This window comes from Enterobacter sp. 2VL (assembly GCF_005503595.1).
In the GTDB taxonomy this organism is placed as follows: domain Bacteria; phylum Pseudomonadota; class Gammaproteobacteria; order Enterobacterales; family Enterobacteriaceae; genus Enterobacter; species Enterobacter cancerogenus.
Window position 1 is genome coordinate 59,378 of sequence record NZ_SCNE01000005.1, and the last position, 18,643, is coordinate 78,020.

The 18,643-nt window shown below is 61.0% G+C and carries 5 protein-coding genes; 4 read left to right on the plus strand and 1 reads right to left on the minus strand.

From position 1 onward, the window contains the following. Nucleotides 1–502: 502 nt before the first annotated feature. The 4 genes from FFS28_RS13500 (at nt 503) to FFS28_RS13515 (ending at nt 17,388) form a co-directional block, all read left to right on the plus strand. Nucleotides 503–12,535 carry a BapA/Bap/LapF family large adhesin gene (locus FFS28_RS13500; RefSeq protein ID WP_137849806.1) on the plus strand — a complete coding sequence of 4,011 codons (12,033 nt, stop codon included), beginning with the start codon at nt 503–505 and terminating at the stop codon, nt 12,533–12,535. 80 nt (nt 12,536–12,615) lie between these two features. Beyond that, on the plus strand, nt 12,616–14,019 hold the full coding sequence (locus tag FFS28_RS13505; protein ID WP_058608478.1) for a TolC family outer membrane protein: 1,404 nt from the start codon (nt 12,616–12,618) through the stop codon (nt 14,017–14,019). Beyond that, nucleotides 14,016–16,208, plus strand: coding sequence for a type I secretion system permease/ATPase (locus tag FFS28_RS13510; protein ID WP_058608479.1), 2,193 nt, complete (start codon nt 14,016–14,018; stop codon nt 16,206–16,208). The genes FFS28_RS13505 and FFS28_RS13510 overlap by 4 nt, the downstream gene beginning before the upstream one ends. Before the next feature lie 10 nt (nt 16,209–16,218). Further along, complete coding sequence (locus tag FFS28_RS13515) at nt 16,219–17,388, plus strand: beta-barrel domain-containing protein (RefSeq protein WP_088208688.1); 1,170 nt, start codon at nt 16,219–16,221, stop codon at nt 17,386–17,388. A gap of 54 nt (nt 17,389–17,442) precedes the next feature. Here the strand turns inward: FFS28_RS13515 and FFS28_RS13520 are convergent, their stop codons facing one another. Next, nucleotides 17,443–18,624: an aminotransferase-like domain-containing protein gene (locus FFS28_RS13520; protein WP_137849807.1), complete on the minus strand. Its 1,182-nt coding sequence runs from the start codon at nt 18,622–18,624 to the stop codon at nt 17,443–17,445. Nucleotides 18,625–18,643 lie beyond the last annotated feature (19 nt).

The following is an 18,643-nucleotide window of genomic DNA, read 5'->3' on the forward strand; positions in this document are numbered from 1 at the left end:
TAAATATTAATTAAGCACTCATACAACTTAGTTTTGAGCTGAATAATCCTCGAAATATTTTCGCCAAAAAACAGCACCAGCAAAATATGTAAGTTATTGTTTTTTATAGACAAAAAACCCACAAATAAATAGCGTGTTTTTTATTAGTCATAAATCATTTAATTCCCCCTTCATTGTTACTCAATAGCTTTACGGAAGCTTAATTTGCATATTAATCCGTTTGTAGCTATATCATTTTTACACCTAAATATTTATTTCCTTTATTAATAACAGGGTTTTGCCTATTACAGGAAATTAATCACGTAACGTAATCTGTTCTAAATAAATAGTTTCATTCTGATGTTGCCACTTTTCACGCTGGCGGGCATCGATCGCGCCGAAAAAAGTACGGTGAGCGCTGATTAAACATCAGCAGCTCTGCCGGGGGCGCGCTTGTCCCTCCACAAAGAGATGGCCATGTCTTATTTGCCGTCCATGACAACTCTTCTGGAGTAATAACAATATGAGCCAAATCTCTGTTATCTCAAAACTTACCGGCGTGGAAACAACAATGGAGGGCTCTCAGGTTACGCTGAGTCATTCCTCGATTGTGGAGCTTCATGTCGAGCGAGCCGATATTGCCAACTACGCGCGCAACGGCAACGATTTGGTCATTTCCCTTCACTCCGGCGAAGTGATTACCCTCAAGAATTTTTACGTCGCGGATGCGCAAGGCGTGAGCCAGCTAGTGCTTTCCGAGAGCAACGGCGCGCTGTGGTGGATTGAAGATCCAACCGGGGCTGCCACGTATGAATCCATTGCGTCGACAGACGTATTGCTTGCCGCCTCGGGGAGCGAAACCGGTGGCGCAGCCGTCTGGCCCTGGGTGCTGGGCGGGTTAGCCGCTGCTGGCGGGGTGGCTATCGCGGCAAGTAGCGGTGGTGGTGGCGGCGGAGATGACGATAATAATTCGAATCCCGGTAACCCGGGCAACCCCGGAAACCCAAACAATCCGGATACCACGCCGCCTGATGCCCCGACCGGCCTACAGATTTCAGGCGATGGCAAAACGGTGACGGGCAGAGCCGAACCCGGCAGTACCATCACGTTAAAAGACAGCGAAGGTAACCTGATCGGCACGGGTAAAACCAACAGCGATGGCACCTTCACCATTGAGCTTGGCACGCCGCTCACGAATGGGCAGCAAATTGTCGCGACGGCAACCGATCCCTCCGGAAATGTCAGCCAGGAGGCGCACGCCACCGCCCCGGACACCACCGCGCCTGACGCCCCTGAGATTGTGCTGGTCAATGACAACGTTGGCTCTGACGCTGGCCCCGTCGGCAACGGCAAGCCGACCAACGATGCAACCCCTACGCTAAGCGGCATTGGTGAGGCGGGAGCGACCATCACCGTTTACGATAACGGCAAAGCCATTGGCATCACGAAAGTGGACGCCGAAGGAAAATGGAGCTTTACGCCCGCAACCGCGCTGGCAGAAGGCAGCCATACTCTTACGGCCACGGCGACAGATGCAGCCGGAAATACCAGCCCTGCCTCAACAAACGTCTCGTTCATCGTAGACACCCTGGCACCTCAGGCCCCCGTCATTACCAGCGTGACCGATGATGTCTCCCCCAATACCGGTGCTGTGGGTAACGGCGGCAGCACCAACGATCAGCGTCCAACCCTGACCGGTACCGCCGAAGCTAATTCCACCGTCACCATTTACGATAAAGGGATCGCTATTGGTACCGTGAAGGCGGATGGCAGCGGCAAATGGACATTTACCCCGGACATTACCCTGGGTGAAGGCAGCCATCAGTTCACCGTCAAAGCCACCGATGCCGCCGGAAACACCGGTGCGGCATCCGGCGCGTACACGGTGATCGTAGACAGCGTCGCCCCAACGGTGCCCGTTTTAAGCAGCGTGACGGACGATGTGGGCACCCTCAAAGGCCCGCTCACCAGCGGGCAGGTGACCGATGACGCCCGTCCGACGTTTAACGGGACAGGCGAAGCCGGGACCATCATTTCCGTCTACGACAAAGGTGTCTACCTGGGTCAAACGACCGTTTCTTCCAACGGAACATGGGCCTTCACGCCGTCGGCCGATCTCGCTGAAGGGTCGCATCAGATAACCGTGCGTTCCACCGACGCGGCGGGTAACACCACGGTTGCGGGCGGGAGTTTTACCTTCACCGTCGACGTCACGCCACCCGCCACGCCGGTGGCCGTCATTGTCAATGACACCAGCGGCAGCATCGTGGGGGCGGTCGAGAACGGCGGGCTAACGGATGAAACGCGCCCACGGCTGAGCGGTACAGGTACCGCGGGCGACACCATTACCATCTACGATAACGGCCAGCCTATTGCCACCGTTCCCGTCAGCGCGAACGGAACCTGGAGCTACACGCCAACGGGCGCTCTGGCTGAAGGGCCGCACGCCATCACCGTGCGGGAAACCGACCCGGCGGGCAACCAGAGCCAGCCGTCACAGCCGATCAACTTTGTGGTTGATACCACCCCGCCCGAACCGCCTCAGGTCGAGCCGATGGCCGATACCGGGATCTTCGTGACCGGCGTTGCGGAAGCGGGCAGCACGGTCTTTATCTATGACGGCACCACGTTAATTGGACAGGGGATCGCCGGCACGGACGGACGCTATTCCGTTCGCGTGACGCCAGCGCAAACCGATGGCAAAACGCTGACCGCCGTCGCCGAAGATGCCGCCGGTAACCTCGGCAACGCCACGACCTTCACCGCCAGTAATTCCGGCTTCCCGGACACGCCAGTAATCATCCGCGTGGATAACGATAACGGGGACGACCCCGTCTCCGTCGGTTTCGGTCAGGCGACCAATGACAACACCCCGCTGATTAGCGGGACGTCAGCACCGAATGCCACTATCACCCTCTATGACAATGGCGTTCTGCTTGGCACCGCGCAGGCGAATGGCAGCGGTGAGTGGAGCTTCCCTTCACCAATCCTGCTCGATAACACGCACGTGATAACCGCAACGGCCACCACGCCGGCGGGCACCAGCGGTGATTCCATCTCCTTTACCGTGATTATCGATACCGTTCCTCCCGTTGCGCCTGACGATGTTGACGTTGTGGCGAACGGGACTCAGGTCACCGGCAGCGCCGAAGCGGGCAGCACCATCACCGTAAAAGATGCTAACGGCGTGACGATAGGCACGGGCGTCGCCGGAAACGATGGCAGCTTCACGGTGTCCATCTCCCCGGCACAAAAAAATGGCGAAACCCTGAACGTCACCGCGACAGACAAAGCAGGTAACGGAAGTCTCGCCACCCCGGTTGAAGCCCCGGACAGCACGGCCCCGAACAGCCCAACCGGTGTGGTCGTTGCGCCTGACGGAGGAAGTATTTCAGGTAACGCTGAACCAGGCAGTACCGTGACCATTAAAGATCCGGACGGCACGACGGTCGGCGAAGGCCCTGTCGGCCAGGATGGTACATTCACCATTCCATTAAGCCCGGCGCAAAATAATGGCGAAGTGCTCGACGTAACGGCCACAGACGGTACCGGCAATATCAGCACACCGGCGCAAACCACTGCCCCGGATACCACGGCACCTGATGCCCCGTCGGGTCTGACCGTTAGCCCGGATGGCACCACCCTGACCGGTACAGCAGAGCCAGGCACCACGGTGACGGTGAAACAGGGCACCACCACCATCGGCACTGGCCCGGTTGATGATGCGGGTAACTTCACGGTCACCCTTAATCCGCCGCAGAAAAATGGCGAAACCCTCGACGTTAGCGCCAAGGATCCTACCGGTAATATCGGCGATTCCACCCCGGTCAACGCACCGGATGTTACTCCGCCAGCGGTGCCGGTGATTGTCTCCGTGGAGGATAACGTTGAAGCAAATACGGGCCTGCTCGGCAATGGCGTGACAACCAATGACAACACCCCGCTGCTTCGTGGAACCGGCGAGGCTGGCTCGACGCTCTCGATCTTCGATAACGGCAGGCTTGTCGATACGGTCCAGGTCGACGGAACCGGAAACTGGAGCTTCACGCCACCGGCGCTGGCCGAGGGCGGGCACATCTTTACCGTTTCAGCAGCCGATACGGCCGGGAACAGCAGCGGCTTGTCCAACAGCTGGAGCATCACGGTAGACACCCAACTGCCTGCCGCACCGGTGGTCAGCAGCGTGGTGGACGACGTCGAAGGCGTGACCGGGGCGCTGACCAGCGGTCAACAGACTAACGATAACCGCCCAACGCTCAACGGCTCCGGCGAGCCGGGTGCGACCATCACCATTCTCCTCGATGGTAATCCGCTCGGGACCGCAGTGGTGGGGCAGAACGGCGCATGGGTCTTTACGCCGCCTGCCGACATTCCTGATGGCAATTATGTCCTGACAACGGTTGCCACCGATGCTGCCGGGAACCAAAGCCCGGCCTCCCCAGGCTTTAACCTGAACATTTTCACCGACGCACCGTCGGTACCGGTGATCGAGTCGATTACCGACGACGTTGGGCCAGTGACTGGCGGCCTGACTGACGGCGCAGTCACTGACGATTCTTCGCCTCTGCTGCAGGGGACCACCGATCCGGGCACCACCATTACCGTGTTCGACGGGGCGAACCCTATCGGTACTGCAACAGTGAACGGCACTGGCCAGTGGACCTTCACGCCAACCTCTCCCCTGCCCGACGGCACGCATTCGCTGACCGTCGTCGCCACCAACAGCGCGGGGACAACGACCACCTCGGATCCAATCGTTATCCGGGTGGATACGCTGGCCCCGGATACGCCGGACGCCCCTGCCGTCACGGTGAATCCGGACGGTTCAGAGGTTACGCTCGGTTCAGGCGATATTACCCGTGATACCAACCCGGTGCTGTCTGGTACCGGCACCGAAGGCGATACCATCACCATCTATAACGGGAACGAAGCTCTCGGCACCGTGGTGATCCCGCCGGGCGGCGTCTGGACCTGGACCCCACAGGGTGGGTTAGACGATGGCACATATAACCTGACGCTGACCGTCACCGCGAAGGACGGGGCCGGTAACGAAAGTGCGCCGTCACAGCCGGTTTCGATAACCATTGACACCGAAGCGCCGGATGCACCAACTCCGCCAACCGTCGTTGATAACGTCAACGAGGTGACGGGGCCTGTCACCGCAGGGGACAGCATCAACGATCCGCGTCCGGTCCTGAGCGGAACCGGCACGCCAAACGATGTCATCACCATCTTCGACAGCGTGAACGGCGGTGCAACCCAGCAGATTGGGGTGGTCACCGTCGGGGCGGACGGCAACTGGACGTGGCGTCCTGACACGCCGCTGGGCAATGCGCAGCATGCGATCACTACCACCGCCACCGATGAAGCCGGTAACGTCTCTGTTCCGTCTTCGGATATCACCTTTACCGTGGATACCACGCCACCCGTCACGCCGGTCATTACCGATGTCGCAGGCGTTGCTACCGGGGGAGCAACCGATGATGCCACCCCAACCCTCTCCGGGACGGGCACCACCGGCGATCAGGTGATTATTTATAATAACGGCGTCGAAATCGCGCGCGTGTTCGTTGACGCTGGCGTCTGGACATACACGCCAGACACCGCATTGCCAAACGGCACGCTGAACCTCACCGCTTCATCGATTGATGCTGCGGGTAACGTCAGCGGCACCAGCCCGGTCTACAGCGTGACGATCGATACCGTTGCGCCAACGACGCCGCTGGTGGATAGCGTTTCCGCCAGTAATCTGGTCGACGGCGTTCACTACACTCAGGACACGGCACCGACGCTGAGCGGGACCGGTGAACCGGGTGCGACCATCACGGTCAGCATCGACAATACGCCATCGACCATCACCGCCGTGGTTCAGCCGGACGGCACCTGGACATGGTCACCCGACCCTGCGCTGGCGGATAACACCTCTCACACTCTCGTGGTCACCTCCACCGATGCGGCAGGCAACCTGTCGGGATCGACCACCGTTACCCTCAACGTGGACAACCTGCCACCGAGCGCGCCTGCCGACCTGGCGCTGACGGAGCAAGGCACGCCGCTTACCGGTACGGGTGAAGCCGGTTCAACCATCACTGTCCGCGATGGCACCACCGTTATCGGCACCGGGTTTGTGGGGCAAGACGGGACCTTCTCTATCGCCCTGACGCCTGCGCAAACCAACCCAACCACGCTGGAGGTCACGGCCACCGACCTCGCCGGTAACGTAAGCGCTGAAACGCCGTTCACCGTCGTCGACGTGCCGGACCTGCCGGCTATCCCGGTGATCGCCACCCTGATTGACAATGAAGGCCCGGTCACGGGCGATGTGAAAGGCAGAAGCTCGGATGACACCACGCCAACCCTGAACGGCACCGCCGTCGCCGGGAGTACCGTCACCCTTTATCTCGATGGTGTGTTACTGGGCTCCGTGGTCGCAGACGCCACGACCGGCGCCTGGAGCTACACCCCGACCACGGAACTGACGGAAGGATTACACCGCTTCGAGGTCACCGCGACGGTGGACGGGCAAACCAGCGGCCTCTCTCCGGCTGCGACGGTCACCATCGATACCACCGCGCCTGCGGCACCGACCATCGGTGCCGTAACGGATGATGTGGGGCCGGGAACCGGGCCACTCACCACCGGCCAGGCCACCAACGACGATCGTCCAACCCTCAGCGGTACCGCGACGCCTGGCGACACCCTATCGGTTTACGATAACGGCAACCTGCTTGGCACCGTCGTGGTGGGCGCAACCGGCGCGTGGAGCTTTACGCCACCGTCTGCGCTCAGCAACGACACCCACTCTCTCACCGTGCGCGCCACGGATCCGGCGGGTAATCAGGGTCCAGAATCTGCTCCGTTTGTGGTTATTGTCGATACCGTGTCGACGACGCCGGTCATTACGGGCGCGGAGGATAACGTCGGGACGGTCGTCAACGTGCCGAGCGGCGGCACGACGAACGATGCCACGCCGTTGCTCTCGGGAACCGCCGAAGCGAACAGCACCATTGCCATTTTCGAAGGCGGCACGCAGATTGGCACCGTACTGGCCAACGCCAGCGGCGCATGGAGCTTTACGCCAACGTCACCGCTGACGGACGGAACCCACACCTTTAACGTCACGGCCACCGACCCACTGGGCAACGTCAGCTCATCATCGAATCAGTACACCGTGATCGTCGACACCGTGGTGCCCGATACGCCTGTGCTGACCGCCGTCACGGATAACGTTCCCGGCGGCGTGAACGGCGCGCTGACGTCAGGCCAGGTCACGAACGACAGCACCCCAACCCTGACCGGCACGGGAAATAACGGGGAGACGATCCATATTCTCGATAACGGCACGGAAATCGCCACCGTGCAGGTGGGCAGCGACGGCACCTGGACATGGACGCCAGACACCGCCCTGCCGGAGGGGGCGCACAGCATTCGCATCAACGCCAGCGATGCCGCAGGCAACGTTTCGGCAAATACACCGGCCTTTGTTCTGACGGTGGATACCGCGCCGCCGGTTGCGCCAACCCTTACCAGCGTGCTGGATGATATTGGCCCGGGCACCGGTGCGTTAGTCACCGGCTCCACCACCAACGACACCCAACCGACCCTTAACGGCACCGGGGAAATTGGTTCCACCATCCATATCTTTGATAACAACGTCGAGATTGGTACCGCCGTGGTGAACGCCTCCGGCACGTGGACCTTTACCCCCACCACGCCGCTTGGCGAAGGGCCGCACGTTCTGGGCCTGACGGCGACCGACCCGGCGGGCAATACCAGCACCGGCACCACCCTGTTTAACCTGACGGTCGATACCCTGGTCCCTAACGCGCCGGTGCTCAACACCGTCACCGACGACCAACTGCCGTCGACCGGTACCCTGACCAACGGCCAGGCAACCAACGATCCTCAGCCGACGCTCGCCGGGACTGCGGAAGCCAACGCGGTTATTCGCATCTACGATAACGGCGTGGAGATCGCCCAGACCCGCGCGGATGAGACCGGTAACTGGACCTTTTCACCCACGCTGGCCAACGGCAGCCACACGCTGACGCTGACGGCAACCGATGCCGCGGGCAACCTCAGCCAGCCGTCGACCGGGTTCACGGTGGTAGTGGATACCGTTGCGCCTGTCGCGCCGATTATCAGCCAGGGCGTTGACGATGTCGGCACCCTGACCGGCACCTTTGGCAGCGGACAAGTCACCGACGACACGCTGCCGGTGCTCAACGGAACCAGCGAAGCCAACGCCGTGGTGCGTCTGTTTGAGAACGGCATACAGATCGGCCAGACCACCGCCGGGGCGGACGGCTCCTGGACGATTCAGCTCACGACGGCGCTGACCACCGGCCCGCATACCATTACCGCAACGGCGACCGATGCGGCGGGCAACGTCAGCACGCCGTCGGGGGACTTTGTCATTAACATCGACACTACCCCGCCAGCCGTGCCTGTTGTCACCTCGGTGGTGGACGACGTGGGCGCGACGGTTAACCTGACCAACGGCCAGGTGACCAACGATGCCCTGCCGACCCTCAACGGCACCGCAGAGGCCGGCGCAACGGTGAACATCTACGATGGAACCACCCTGCTGGGCAGCGTGGTCGCCACCGGCGGAAACTGGAGCTTTACCCCGACCACCGCGCTGGGGGACGGCTCTCACACCCTGACCGTCACCGCAACCGACGCAGCGGGTAATGTCAGTGCGCCAACCACCGGCTTTGTTATCGTCGTGGATGCCTCCGCGCCAGCCGCGCCGGTCATCAGTTCCATCGTGGACGATGTTGGCACCGTAACCGGGGCCATTACCGGCGGTAACCCGACCAACGACACCCGTCCGACGCTCAACGGCACCGCTGAAGCCAACGCAACGGTGCGGATCTACGATGGCACCACGCTGGTTGGCACCGTCACCGCCGATGCCAACGGCAACTGGACGCTGCCGCAGACCAGCACCACGCTGACCGAAGGCCAGCACAACTTTACCGCCACGGCGACCGATGCCGCAGGCAATACCAGCGCGGCATCACCTGTCACCTCGATCACCGTTGATGTGACGCCGCCAGCACTGCCTGCTACGCTGGCCGTTATTACCAACGGTACACACGTAACGGGCACCGCCGAAGCGGGCAGCACCGTCACTATCACCACCAGCACCGGGACGGTACTGGGTACGGCGACGGCGGATGGCAGCGGCAACTTTAACGTGACCATTGCTCCGGCACAGACCGGGGGCGAAACGCTGCTGGCGTTTGCCACCGATAAAGCGGGTAACGCCGGTGCCAACGCCTCGGTTACGGCGCCGTTCACCACCCTGCCGAACGCGCCGGTGATCGCGAATATTAACGATAACGTCGGTACCGTGACCGGCAATCTGACCAACGGCAAAACCACCGATGACACCACCCCGACCCTGAGCGGGACGGCGCAGCCTAACGCTACCGTTACCCTGTATAACAACGGCGTGGCGATGGGGACCGTGGTTGCCGACGGTGCCGGGAACTGGACGTTCACCACCCCGGCGCTGAGCGAAGGCTCCCACGCCTTTACCGCCTCGGCATCCAACGCGACGGGCACCGGTCCGATATCTGGCGCCACAACGGTGATTGTCGACGTTACCGCGCCGACTCAGCCTACCGGCACCTTTAATACGGACGGCAGCGTGTTGACCGGCAACGCCGAAGCGGGCAGCACCGTGACCATTCGTCTGGCGGATAATTCGACGGTCACGACTACCGCCGACAGCAACGGGAACTTTACCTATACCTTCCTGAATAAGCAGACGGAAGGCCAGACGCTGCAAATCACCGCCACCGATGCCGCGGGCAACGTCTCCCCGATCGGTTCAGCGCTTGCGCCGGTCGTACCGCTGTCGGCCAGCACTAACGTCGAAGAGCTGGAGTTGAGCACCACGGCCACGGTGACGAACGCGCAGTACAACGACTACGGCTTCCTGCTGGTGGGCGCGCTGGGCAACGCGCTGACGCTGCTCGGCAATGACACTGCGCAGGTTGGCTTTACGGTGGGAAGCGGCGGCAGCGCGGATATCTCCGTCAATGCAAACGCCACCGGCGCGGTGCTGTCACTGCTCAACACCCTTGAGCTGGTGGTGCAGCGTTTCGATAGCGTGAATAACACCTGGACCACGGTGGTGGATACCGGACAGCCGCAGTTCGCAGACCTGCTGACGCTAGGCGCAACCGGCGTCTCCCTGAACCTGGCCGGGCTTGCCAACGGTCAGTATCGCGTGCTGAGCTACAACACCAACCTGCTGGCGACCGGCTCCTACACCAGTATTGATGTGGCGGTGAAAGAGACCAGCGCAGGCACCGTGACCGGGGAAACCAGCCTCGGCGGGAACGTGATTCTCGATACGGATCCTACAGCCGGCAGCGATAACGCCCCGGCGGGAACCACGGTCAGCGCGGTCACTAACTCTCAGGGCGACACGGTCAACGTCACGGCGAACGGCACCGTCATTCAGGGCCTCTACGGTACGTTAACCATCAACCTTGACGGGACCTACACCTACAACCTGACCAATACCAGCGCCTCGGTGATTGGCCGGACAGAGAACTTCACCTACACCATCACCCATAACGGTGCCAGCGCCTCGGCGAATCTGGTGCTGTCCCTGGGTGCAGGCACCACCGCGAACAGCATTGTGGCCGTCGATAACACGGCGTCGCTGACCTACGACACCACTGTGCATGAGATCAATAACGGTACCTCGTCGCAGGGCGGCTTTACCGTGGTGGGGGTTAACCTTGGCAATACGCTCGGCCTGAACCTGCTGGATGACCTGAGCAATCCGATCATCTACAGCGTTGAGGAAGGCACCACCCGTACCATGACCATCCAGGCCTCTGTTGGCGGCGTGGCGCTGGCCTCGGTGTTTGACCTGTATATCTACAAGTTCAACGATGCGACCCAGACGTTTGAGCAGATGCGCGTTCAGCCGGGCTGGCTGCGTGCGCCGCTGCTGGGCGGAACCTCGTCCCAGCTGACGCTGAACCTGCCGTCCGGAGAGTATCTGTTCCTGCTGAATACCGCCGCGGGGATCACGGCGCTGACGGGCTATACGCTTAACGTGCTGGAAGACCACGTCTACAGCGTCTCAAGCGTGGGCACCAGCACCACCGGCAACGTGCTCGCAGACGACATTGCCCCATCCGGCACCGTCGTGTCTGACGTGAACGGCGTCGCGGTGAACAACAGCGGCGTAACCAGCATTGTCGGGGAGTACGGCACGCTGACCATCAACGCATCCGGGCAGTACACCTACACCCTGAAAACGGGCGTCGGTGCAGACCATATCGACACCTCGGATACCTTTGTTTACACCATTACCGCACCTGGCGGCGCGAAAGATACGGCGTCGCTGAACATCACGCCAACCGCCCGAGCGATGGACGCGGTGAACGATGTCAGCCAGGTTCTGGATGTCACCTCGGTGCACCATACCTCGGCCTATTCGGACACCACGGTGGGCACGGCGAGTTGGAACGCCGCCCTGCTGGCCCCAACGTCGGGCAGCGGCAGCGGGACCTTCGTGGTCGATGCCAATACCGCGCTGCATAACGTGGTGCTGCACTTCAACGTCGCCTCGCTGCTGACGCTGGGCGGGCTGACCGTGAACTGGACGATCTCCCAGGGGGGCACCACCCTGCGGACCGGATCGTTCGGCGGCGGGCTGCTGCTGGGGGGCAATGCGGATATCGCTGTGACCGGTCTGGATCTTAACGCGGGCACCTACACCCTGAGCTATACGGGGAGCATGCCTGCACTTGGGCTGGGCGGCGTCACCATCACCCCGAGCGTCACCGGGACCACCTACTCCCTGAGCCAGTTCGACGCCACCAGCGGCCACACCGTCAACGGTAATATCTTTGACGGTACGGATTCCGCCGGGGCAATGGATCAGCTGCACTCGGTGGATACCCGCCTGAGCGTGACGGGCTACAACGGCGTAACCACCACGCTGGATCCGTACACTGGCAGCGCCACCGTCAACGTCGTCGGTCACTACGGCACGCTGGCGATTGCGGCGGACGGCCATTACACCTACACCCTCAACGCCGGGGTGTCGCTCTCCACCATCACCTCGAAGGAGGTCTTTAACTACACCCTGACCGATGCGGCCGGTAAGACGGACAGCGCCACGCTGACCATCAACATGGCACCGCAGTTCATCAGCTCTGAGCATAACGACGTCATCACCGGTACGGCCTACGGCGATACGCTGATTTATCAGGTGCTGAACAACACGGTGGGCAACGCCACGGCGGGTAACGTCAACAGCACGGCGGGCGATCACTGGACCAACTTCTCACTGGCGCAGGGAGACAAGATCGACATCGGCGATCTGCTTGTGGGCTGGAACGGCAGTGCCTCTACCCTGGGTAACTACCTGCATGTCACTAATAGTAATGGCAATACTGTGATCTCCATCGACCGTGATGGTGCAGGGGGCACCTACACTAATACCACGCTCGTTACGCTGGACAACGTTCAGACCACCTACGACGAGCTGGTAAACCAGCAACACATCATTACCTGATAGCACCTGCACCAAATGACCCGGGCGCACAGCGCCCGGGCATAAACAATAAAGCAGTACTTTTTTATTAGGGATAAGACATGGGAATAAAGATGCCTTACTGGTGGCTCTCGTGCTGCCTGATATCTGTGCCCGCTATCGCTGCCAGTTCCGCCGCGATGATTAATACAGGAGAATTGAGCGAATCACAGGAGCTACCTTCATTAAGCGGCCGCGTCGCGCCGGTGGTCGGGAACGCCGCACCCGGCACGCTCCAGCTCGGCGAAGCCGTTAACCGCGCCGTCACCTGGCACCCCGCCATCAGCGAAGCCGTCGGAAAACTTTACCAGCAGAGCGAAGAGGTCGACGTCGCCAAATCGAAATACTATCCGCAGGTTAATGCCGGCATGGAGAACGGCTACACCCACGACGGCGGTGACAATGGCTTTACCCCGTCGCTGGTGCTCTCCCTTTCCCAGATGCTCTACGATTTCGGCAAAGTCGCCAGCCAGGTCCGTGCCGAAACCGCCGGAGTGGCCCAGCAGCAGGCCAACGTGCTGGTCAGCATTGATACCATCGCGCACGATACCGCCATCGCCATGGTGCAGGTGCAAACCATGCAGCAGATGGTCGACACCGCCAAAGAGCAGCTTGATGCGCTCTCCTCCATCGGCAAACTGACCAAACTGCGAAACGACGAAGGGGCAACGTCGCTTTCTGACGTGGTGCAGACCGATGCCCGTATCGAAGGGGCACGCGCGCAGCTGATGCAGTATCAGGCCAGCCTCGACAGCGCTCGCGCCACGCTGATGAGCTTCCTCGGCTGGAACAGCCTCAACACCGTCAGCAACGACTTCCCGCAAAGCCTGTCCCGCAGCTGCGATATCGCCGAGCCGGACGATCGCCTGGTGCCCGCCGTACTGGCAGCCTGGGCACAGGCGAACGTGGCGCAGGCTAATCTCGACTACGCCAACGCCCAGATGACCCCTACCGTCTCGCTGGAGCCGGAGGTGCGTCACTACCTTAACGATCGCTACGCGGGCAACCAAACGCTGGACCGCACCCAGTATTCCGCGTGGGTGAAAGTGCAGATGCCGCTCTATCAGGGCGGCGGCCTGACCGCCAGACGCAACGCCGCCGGACACGCGGTGGAGTCCGCGCAGTCCACAATCCAGCGCACCCGTCTCGACGTGCGGCAGAAGCTGCTGGAGGCGCGCAGTCAGGTGTTAAGCCTGATGAGCACGCTGCAAATTCAGGGCCGTCAGGAGGCGCTGAGCGCCCGCACCCGCGAACTCTATCAGCAGCAGTATCTCGACCTCGGGTCGCGCCCGTTGCTGGACGTCCTCAACGCCGAGCAGGAAGTTTATCAGGCCCGCTTCACCCAGCAGCAAACCGCCGGGCAGCTGCATCAGCTCCAGCTGAACTGCCTCTACAATACCGGACGCCTGCGCCACGCGTTCGACCTTGAAAATCGCACCATCCAGACCGTGGAGATCCAGCCATGAAGCAACGCGATATCCCGCAGGGTGAGCCCATGACGGATGAGGCGCTGGCGCAGTGGGCGCAGGCCTTTGGCTACGTTGCCACGCGCTATCGCGTGGCCTGTTCGCCCGGCGCGCTGATGGCAGGTGCCCCGTGGCTTAAGGGCAAGCAGAGGGTCCCGGCCCTTACCCAGCTCGCCCGCGAAGCCGGGCTGTCGTTTCAGCTGCTGACGGCGGATCGGCATGCCATCAACAGCTGGAGGTTACCGGTGGTGGTGGAGCTAACCGAGGGGAGAATTGGCGTCATCGATCACTTCGACGGCGAGGACACCCTGGAAGTCAGTTTCTTCGATGACGCCACGCACACCAACCGTCTGTCGCTGAGCGCGATGCTGCCCGCCATCCGCCACGTTATTGCCCTGCGCCCGCTGGCCGCGCTGAAGGACAGCCGCGTGGACGCCTATATCTCGAAATACCGTCCGGACTGGCTCTACCGGCTGGTGATGCGCGACCTGCGCCCCTACAGTTGGGTGATGCTGGCGGCGCTGTTTATCAACGTGCTGTCGCTGTCGGGCATTGTCTTTTCAATGCAGGTGTACGACCGGGTGATCCCCGCCCAGTCCTACCCCACGCTTTACGTGCTGACCATCGGCGTGCTGATCGCCACGCTGTTTGGCTTTGTGCTGCGCGTGGCGCGCGGGCACATCATGGATCTGCTGGGCAAACGCTCGGATCTGCGCGTCTCGGATCGCGTCTTCGGCCACGCCCTGCGCCTGCGCAACAGCGCCATCCCGCGCTCTACCGGCAGCTTTATCTCCCAGCTGCGCGAGCTGGAGCAGATCCGCGAGATGGTCACCTCCTCCACCATTTCGACCATTGTCGATCTCCCCTTCTTCTTACTGTTCGTGGTGGTGCTGGCGATCATCGCCCCGCAGCTGGCGTGGATCGCCCCGGTTGCGGCGGTCATCATGGTGCTGCCCGGCCTGCTGCTGCAAAAGAAACTGGCGGCGCTGGCGAAGCAGTCGGCGCATGAATCGACCCTGCGCAACGCAGTGCTGGTGGAGAGCGTGCAGGGGCTGGAGGACATCAAGCTGATGCAGGCGGAGAACCGCTTTTTGCAGCAGTGGAACAGCTATATCCAGATCACCGCCGAATCCGGCCTGCGCACCCGCGAGCTGACGCAGAACCTGATCAACTGGGGGATGACCATTCAAAGCCTGGTGTATGCCGGGGTGATCGTGGTCGGCGCGCCGATGGTGATCGACGGCACCTTAACCACCGGTTCGGTGGTCGCCGCCTCGATGCTGGCCTCGCGCATGATTGCGCCGATGGCTACCCTGTGCGGCGTGCTGGCGCGCTGGCAGCAGGTCAAAGCGGCGAAGGAAGGGCTGGACAGCATCATGCAACTGCCCACGGAAAACCAGCGGGAAGAGACGCCGATCCGCCAGGACGTGCTGCGCGGCCATTATCTGTTTGAGCAGGCGCAGTTCCGCTATCACCCGGAAGATCCGCGCATGGCGCTGCGCATTAACCGCCTGGAGATCAAACCCGGCGAGAAGGTGGCGATCCTCGGGCGCAACGGCGCGGGGAAATCGACGCTGCTACAGGCGATGGCGGGCGGCATGGATCTGGCGGGCGGCGAGCTGCGTCTCGACAACTTCAGTCTGCCCCATCTCGACGTGGCGGACGTGCGGCGCAACGTCGGCTTTATGACCCAGAACGCGCGGCTGTTTTACGGCACCCTGCGCGAGAACATCACTCTCGGCATGCCGCGCGCCACCGACGAAGAAATTTTCGAGGTGCTGGAGATGTGCGGCGCAGCAGCCTTTGTCCAGAAGCTGCCGAAGGGGCTGGACTACCCAATTATGGAAAACGGCGTCGGGTTATCCGGCGGTCAGCGCCAGTCCATTTTGCTGGCGCGTATGCTCCTGCGGGACCCGAATATCGTGCTGATGGATGAACCCACGGCCTCGCTGGACGAGCACACCGAGCGGGAGTTTATCCAGCGTCTGAGCGCCTGGCTCGGCAACCGCACCCTGGTGGTCGCCACCCACCGCGTTCCGGTGCTGGAGCTGGTGGAGCGCGTGGTGGTGCTGAAAGAGGGCATGCTGGTGATGGACGCGCCGAAAGCGCAGGCCCTGAGCAACAGCCGTATGCAGCAACAGCAGCAGGCAACCGGACGGGAGTGGAAAAATGAAAATCAGTCAGCGTGACGTCGCCGCGATGGAAGACCTGGACAATGCCCTCGACTCCGAAAGCGGCTACACCGGCGCACGGCGGATCGTTATCTTCTCCCTGCTGCTGTTTATCGCGCTCGGCATCTGGGCGTGGTTCGGCGTGCTTGATGAAGTTTCCACCGGGACCGGGAAAGTGATCCCCAGCTCGCGCGAGCAGGTTTTACAGTCGCTCGACGGTGGGATCCTCACTGAACTGAACGTCCACGAGGGCGATCAGGTGCAGGCCGGTCAGATCCTGGCGCGTCTCGATCCCACGCGATCGGAGTCCAACGTCGGAGAAAGTGCCGCCCGCTATCGCGCGTCGCTGGCTTCCAGCGTGCGTCTGTATGCAGAAGTGAACGATCTGCCGCTGACGTTCCCGCCGTCGCTGGCGAAATGGAAGGATCTGATCGCCGCCGAAACGCGTCTCTACAATTCGCGTCGCGCCCAGCTGGAGGACACCCAGCGCGAGCTGCGTGCAGCGCTCGATCTCGCCAACAAGGAGCTGGCTATCACCCAGCGTCTGGTGAAAACCGGGGCCGCCAGCCACGTCGAAGTGTTGCGTCTGCAGCGGCAGAAAAGCGACCTGGAGCTCAAGCTTACCGACGTGCGCTCGCAGTATTACGTGCAGGCGCGTGAAGCGTTATCCAAAGCCAATGCCGAAGTGGACATGGTTTCGGCGGTCCTGAAGGGGCGGGAAGATTCCGTCACGCGTCTGACGGTCAAATCCCCGGTGCGTGGCATCGTGAAAAATATCAAAGTCACCACCATCGGCGGCGTGATCCCGCCGAACGGCGAGCTGATGGAGATTGTGCCGGTGGACGACCACCTGCTGATCGAGACCCGCCTCTCCCCGCGTGATATCGCCTTCATCCACCCAAACCAGGAGGCGCTGGTGAAAATCACCGCCTACGATTACGCCATTTACGGTGGGCTGCACGGGGTGGTGGAAACCATTTCACCGGACACCATTCAGGACGAAGCGAAACCAGAAGTGTTCTACTACCGGGTGTTCATCCGCACCAGCCAGGATTATCTGGTCAACAAAGCGGGACGGCATTTTTCGATTGTGCCGGGGATGATTGCGACGGTGGATATCAAAACCGGTGAGAAAACGGTGCTGGATTACATGATCAAACCGTTTAACCGCGCGAAAGAGGCGCTGCGGGAGCGGTAAGCAGTGCGACGCGTAGCCCTCTCCCGTTAAGAGAGGGCTACGTCAGGAACCCGCTTATAAAGAGGCTTTCAACCGTTTAACGGCCTCAATAAGCTGTTCATCCGTTGGCGTCACAAATGACATACGCAAGGTGGTGTGGTCCGGGTTAGCGCAGTAGAAAAACTCGCCCGGCACGAACACCACGCCGTTGCTTAAGGTTTTCTCCAGCCAGCGCGTGGTGTTGATGCCATTGTTCATGCTGGCCCACAGGAACATCCCGCCTTTCGGTTTATGGAAGGACATCACGTCCCCCAGTTCCGCTTCAAGCTCGCGGGCAAAAAGCTGATACTTCTGACGGTAGGCTTCGCGGATGGTGGCAATCTGCCCTTTCAGACGTCCGGTTTTGAGGTACTCGGAGGTCATCAGCTGTGAGAGCGTGCTGGTGTGGAGATCCGTGGTCTGCTTAAGGTTAACCACCGCTCGTTTCAGCCATTCAGGGACGATCACCCAGCCCACTCGGGTGCCCGGGGCGAGAATTTTCGAGAAGGTGGAGGTATACACGACGTTATCCTCATTACCGATGGCTTTGGCATGGGCAATCAGCGGGCGGAACACCTCGTCGGTATAATTAATTTCGCTGTAGGGGTCGTCTTCAATGATGACAAAATCGTAGCGCTGGGATAAGGCCACCAACTGCTTACGCCGCACCTCAGACAGCGTGACGCCACCCGGGTTGCCAAATGTTGGGACGATATAGACCGCTTTGATGGTTTTGTTTTGTACCAGCGTTTCCAGCTCATCGACAATCATGCCATCGCCATCGGTACCCACGGATTCAAACTGCGCCTGCGCCAGACCAAACACCTGCAGTGCGGCTAAATAGGTTGGGCGCTCGACCACGACGATATCGCCGGGGTTAATTAAGGCGCGGGCGAGCACATCTAAAGACTGTTGCGAACCGGAGGTGACAACCACGTCATCCGCCGAACAGTGAATACCCCTGTCGGCACAGATCTGCTGGATCCCCTCGCGTAACGCCGGAACCCCTTCCGTCAGGCCGTACTGAAATGCCTCGCCAAACTGTTGGGATAACACGGCATCAGCCGCAATTTTTAGCCCTTCATGATCGAAAAGCGCAGGGTTTGGAATGCCGCCGCCCAGCGAAATCACGCCCGCCATTTTGCTATGTTTCAGAAGTTCGCGGATGGCGGAAGATTGCAGGCTTTGCACGCTGGTAGCGAGTTTTTGGGATGACATGCTGTTGGTACCTTATTTT

Bases quoted from the DNA above. Each gene is read 5' to 3' on its own strand.
- FFS28_RS13500 (WP_137849806.1), top strand. From the start codon at position 503: ATGAGCCAAATCTCTGTTATCTCAAAACTTACCGGCGTGGAAACAACA.
- FFS28_RS13505 (WP_058608478.1), top strand. From the start codon at position 12,616: ATGGGAATAAAGATGCCTTACTGGTGGCTCTCGTGCTGCCTGATATCT.
- FFS28_RS13510 (WP_058608479.1), top strand. From the start codon at position 14,016: ATGAAGCAACGCGATATCCCGCAGGGTGAGCCCATGACGGATGAGGCG.
- FFS28_RS13515 (WP_088208688.1), top strand. From the start codon at position 16,219: ATGGAAGACCTGGACAATGCCCTCGACTCCGAAAGCGGCTACACCGGC.
- FFS28_RS13520 (WP_137849807.1), bottom strand. From the start codon at position 18,624: ATGTCATCCCAAAAACTCGCTACCAGCGTGCAAAGCCTGCAATCTTCC.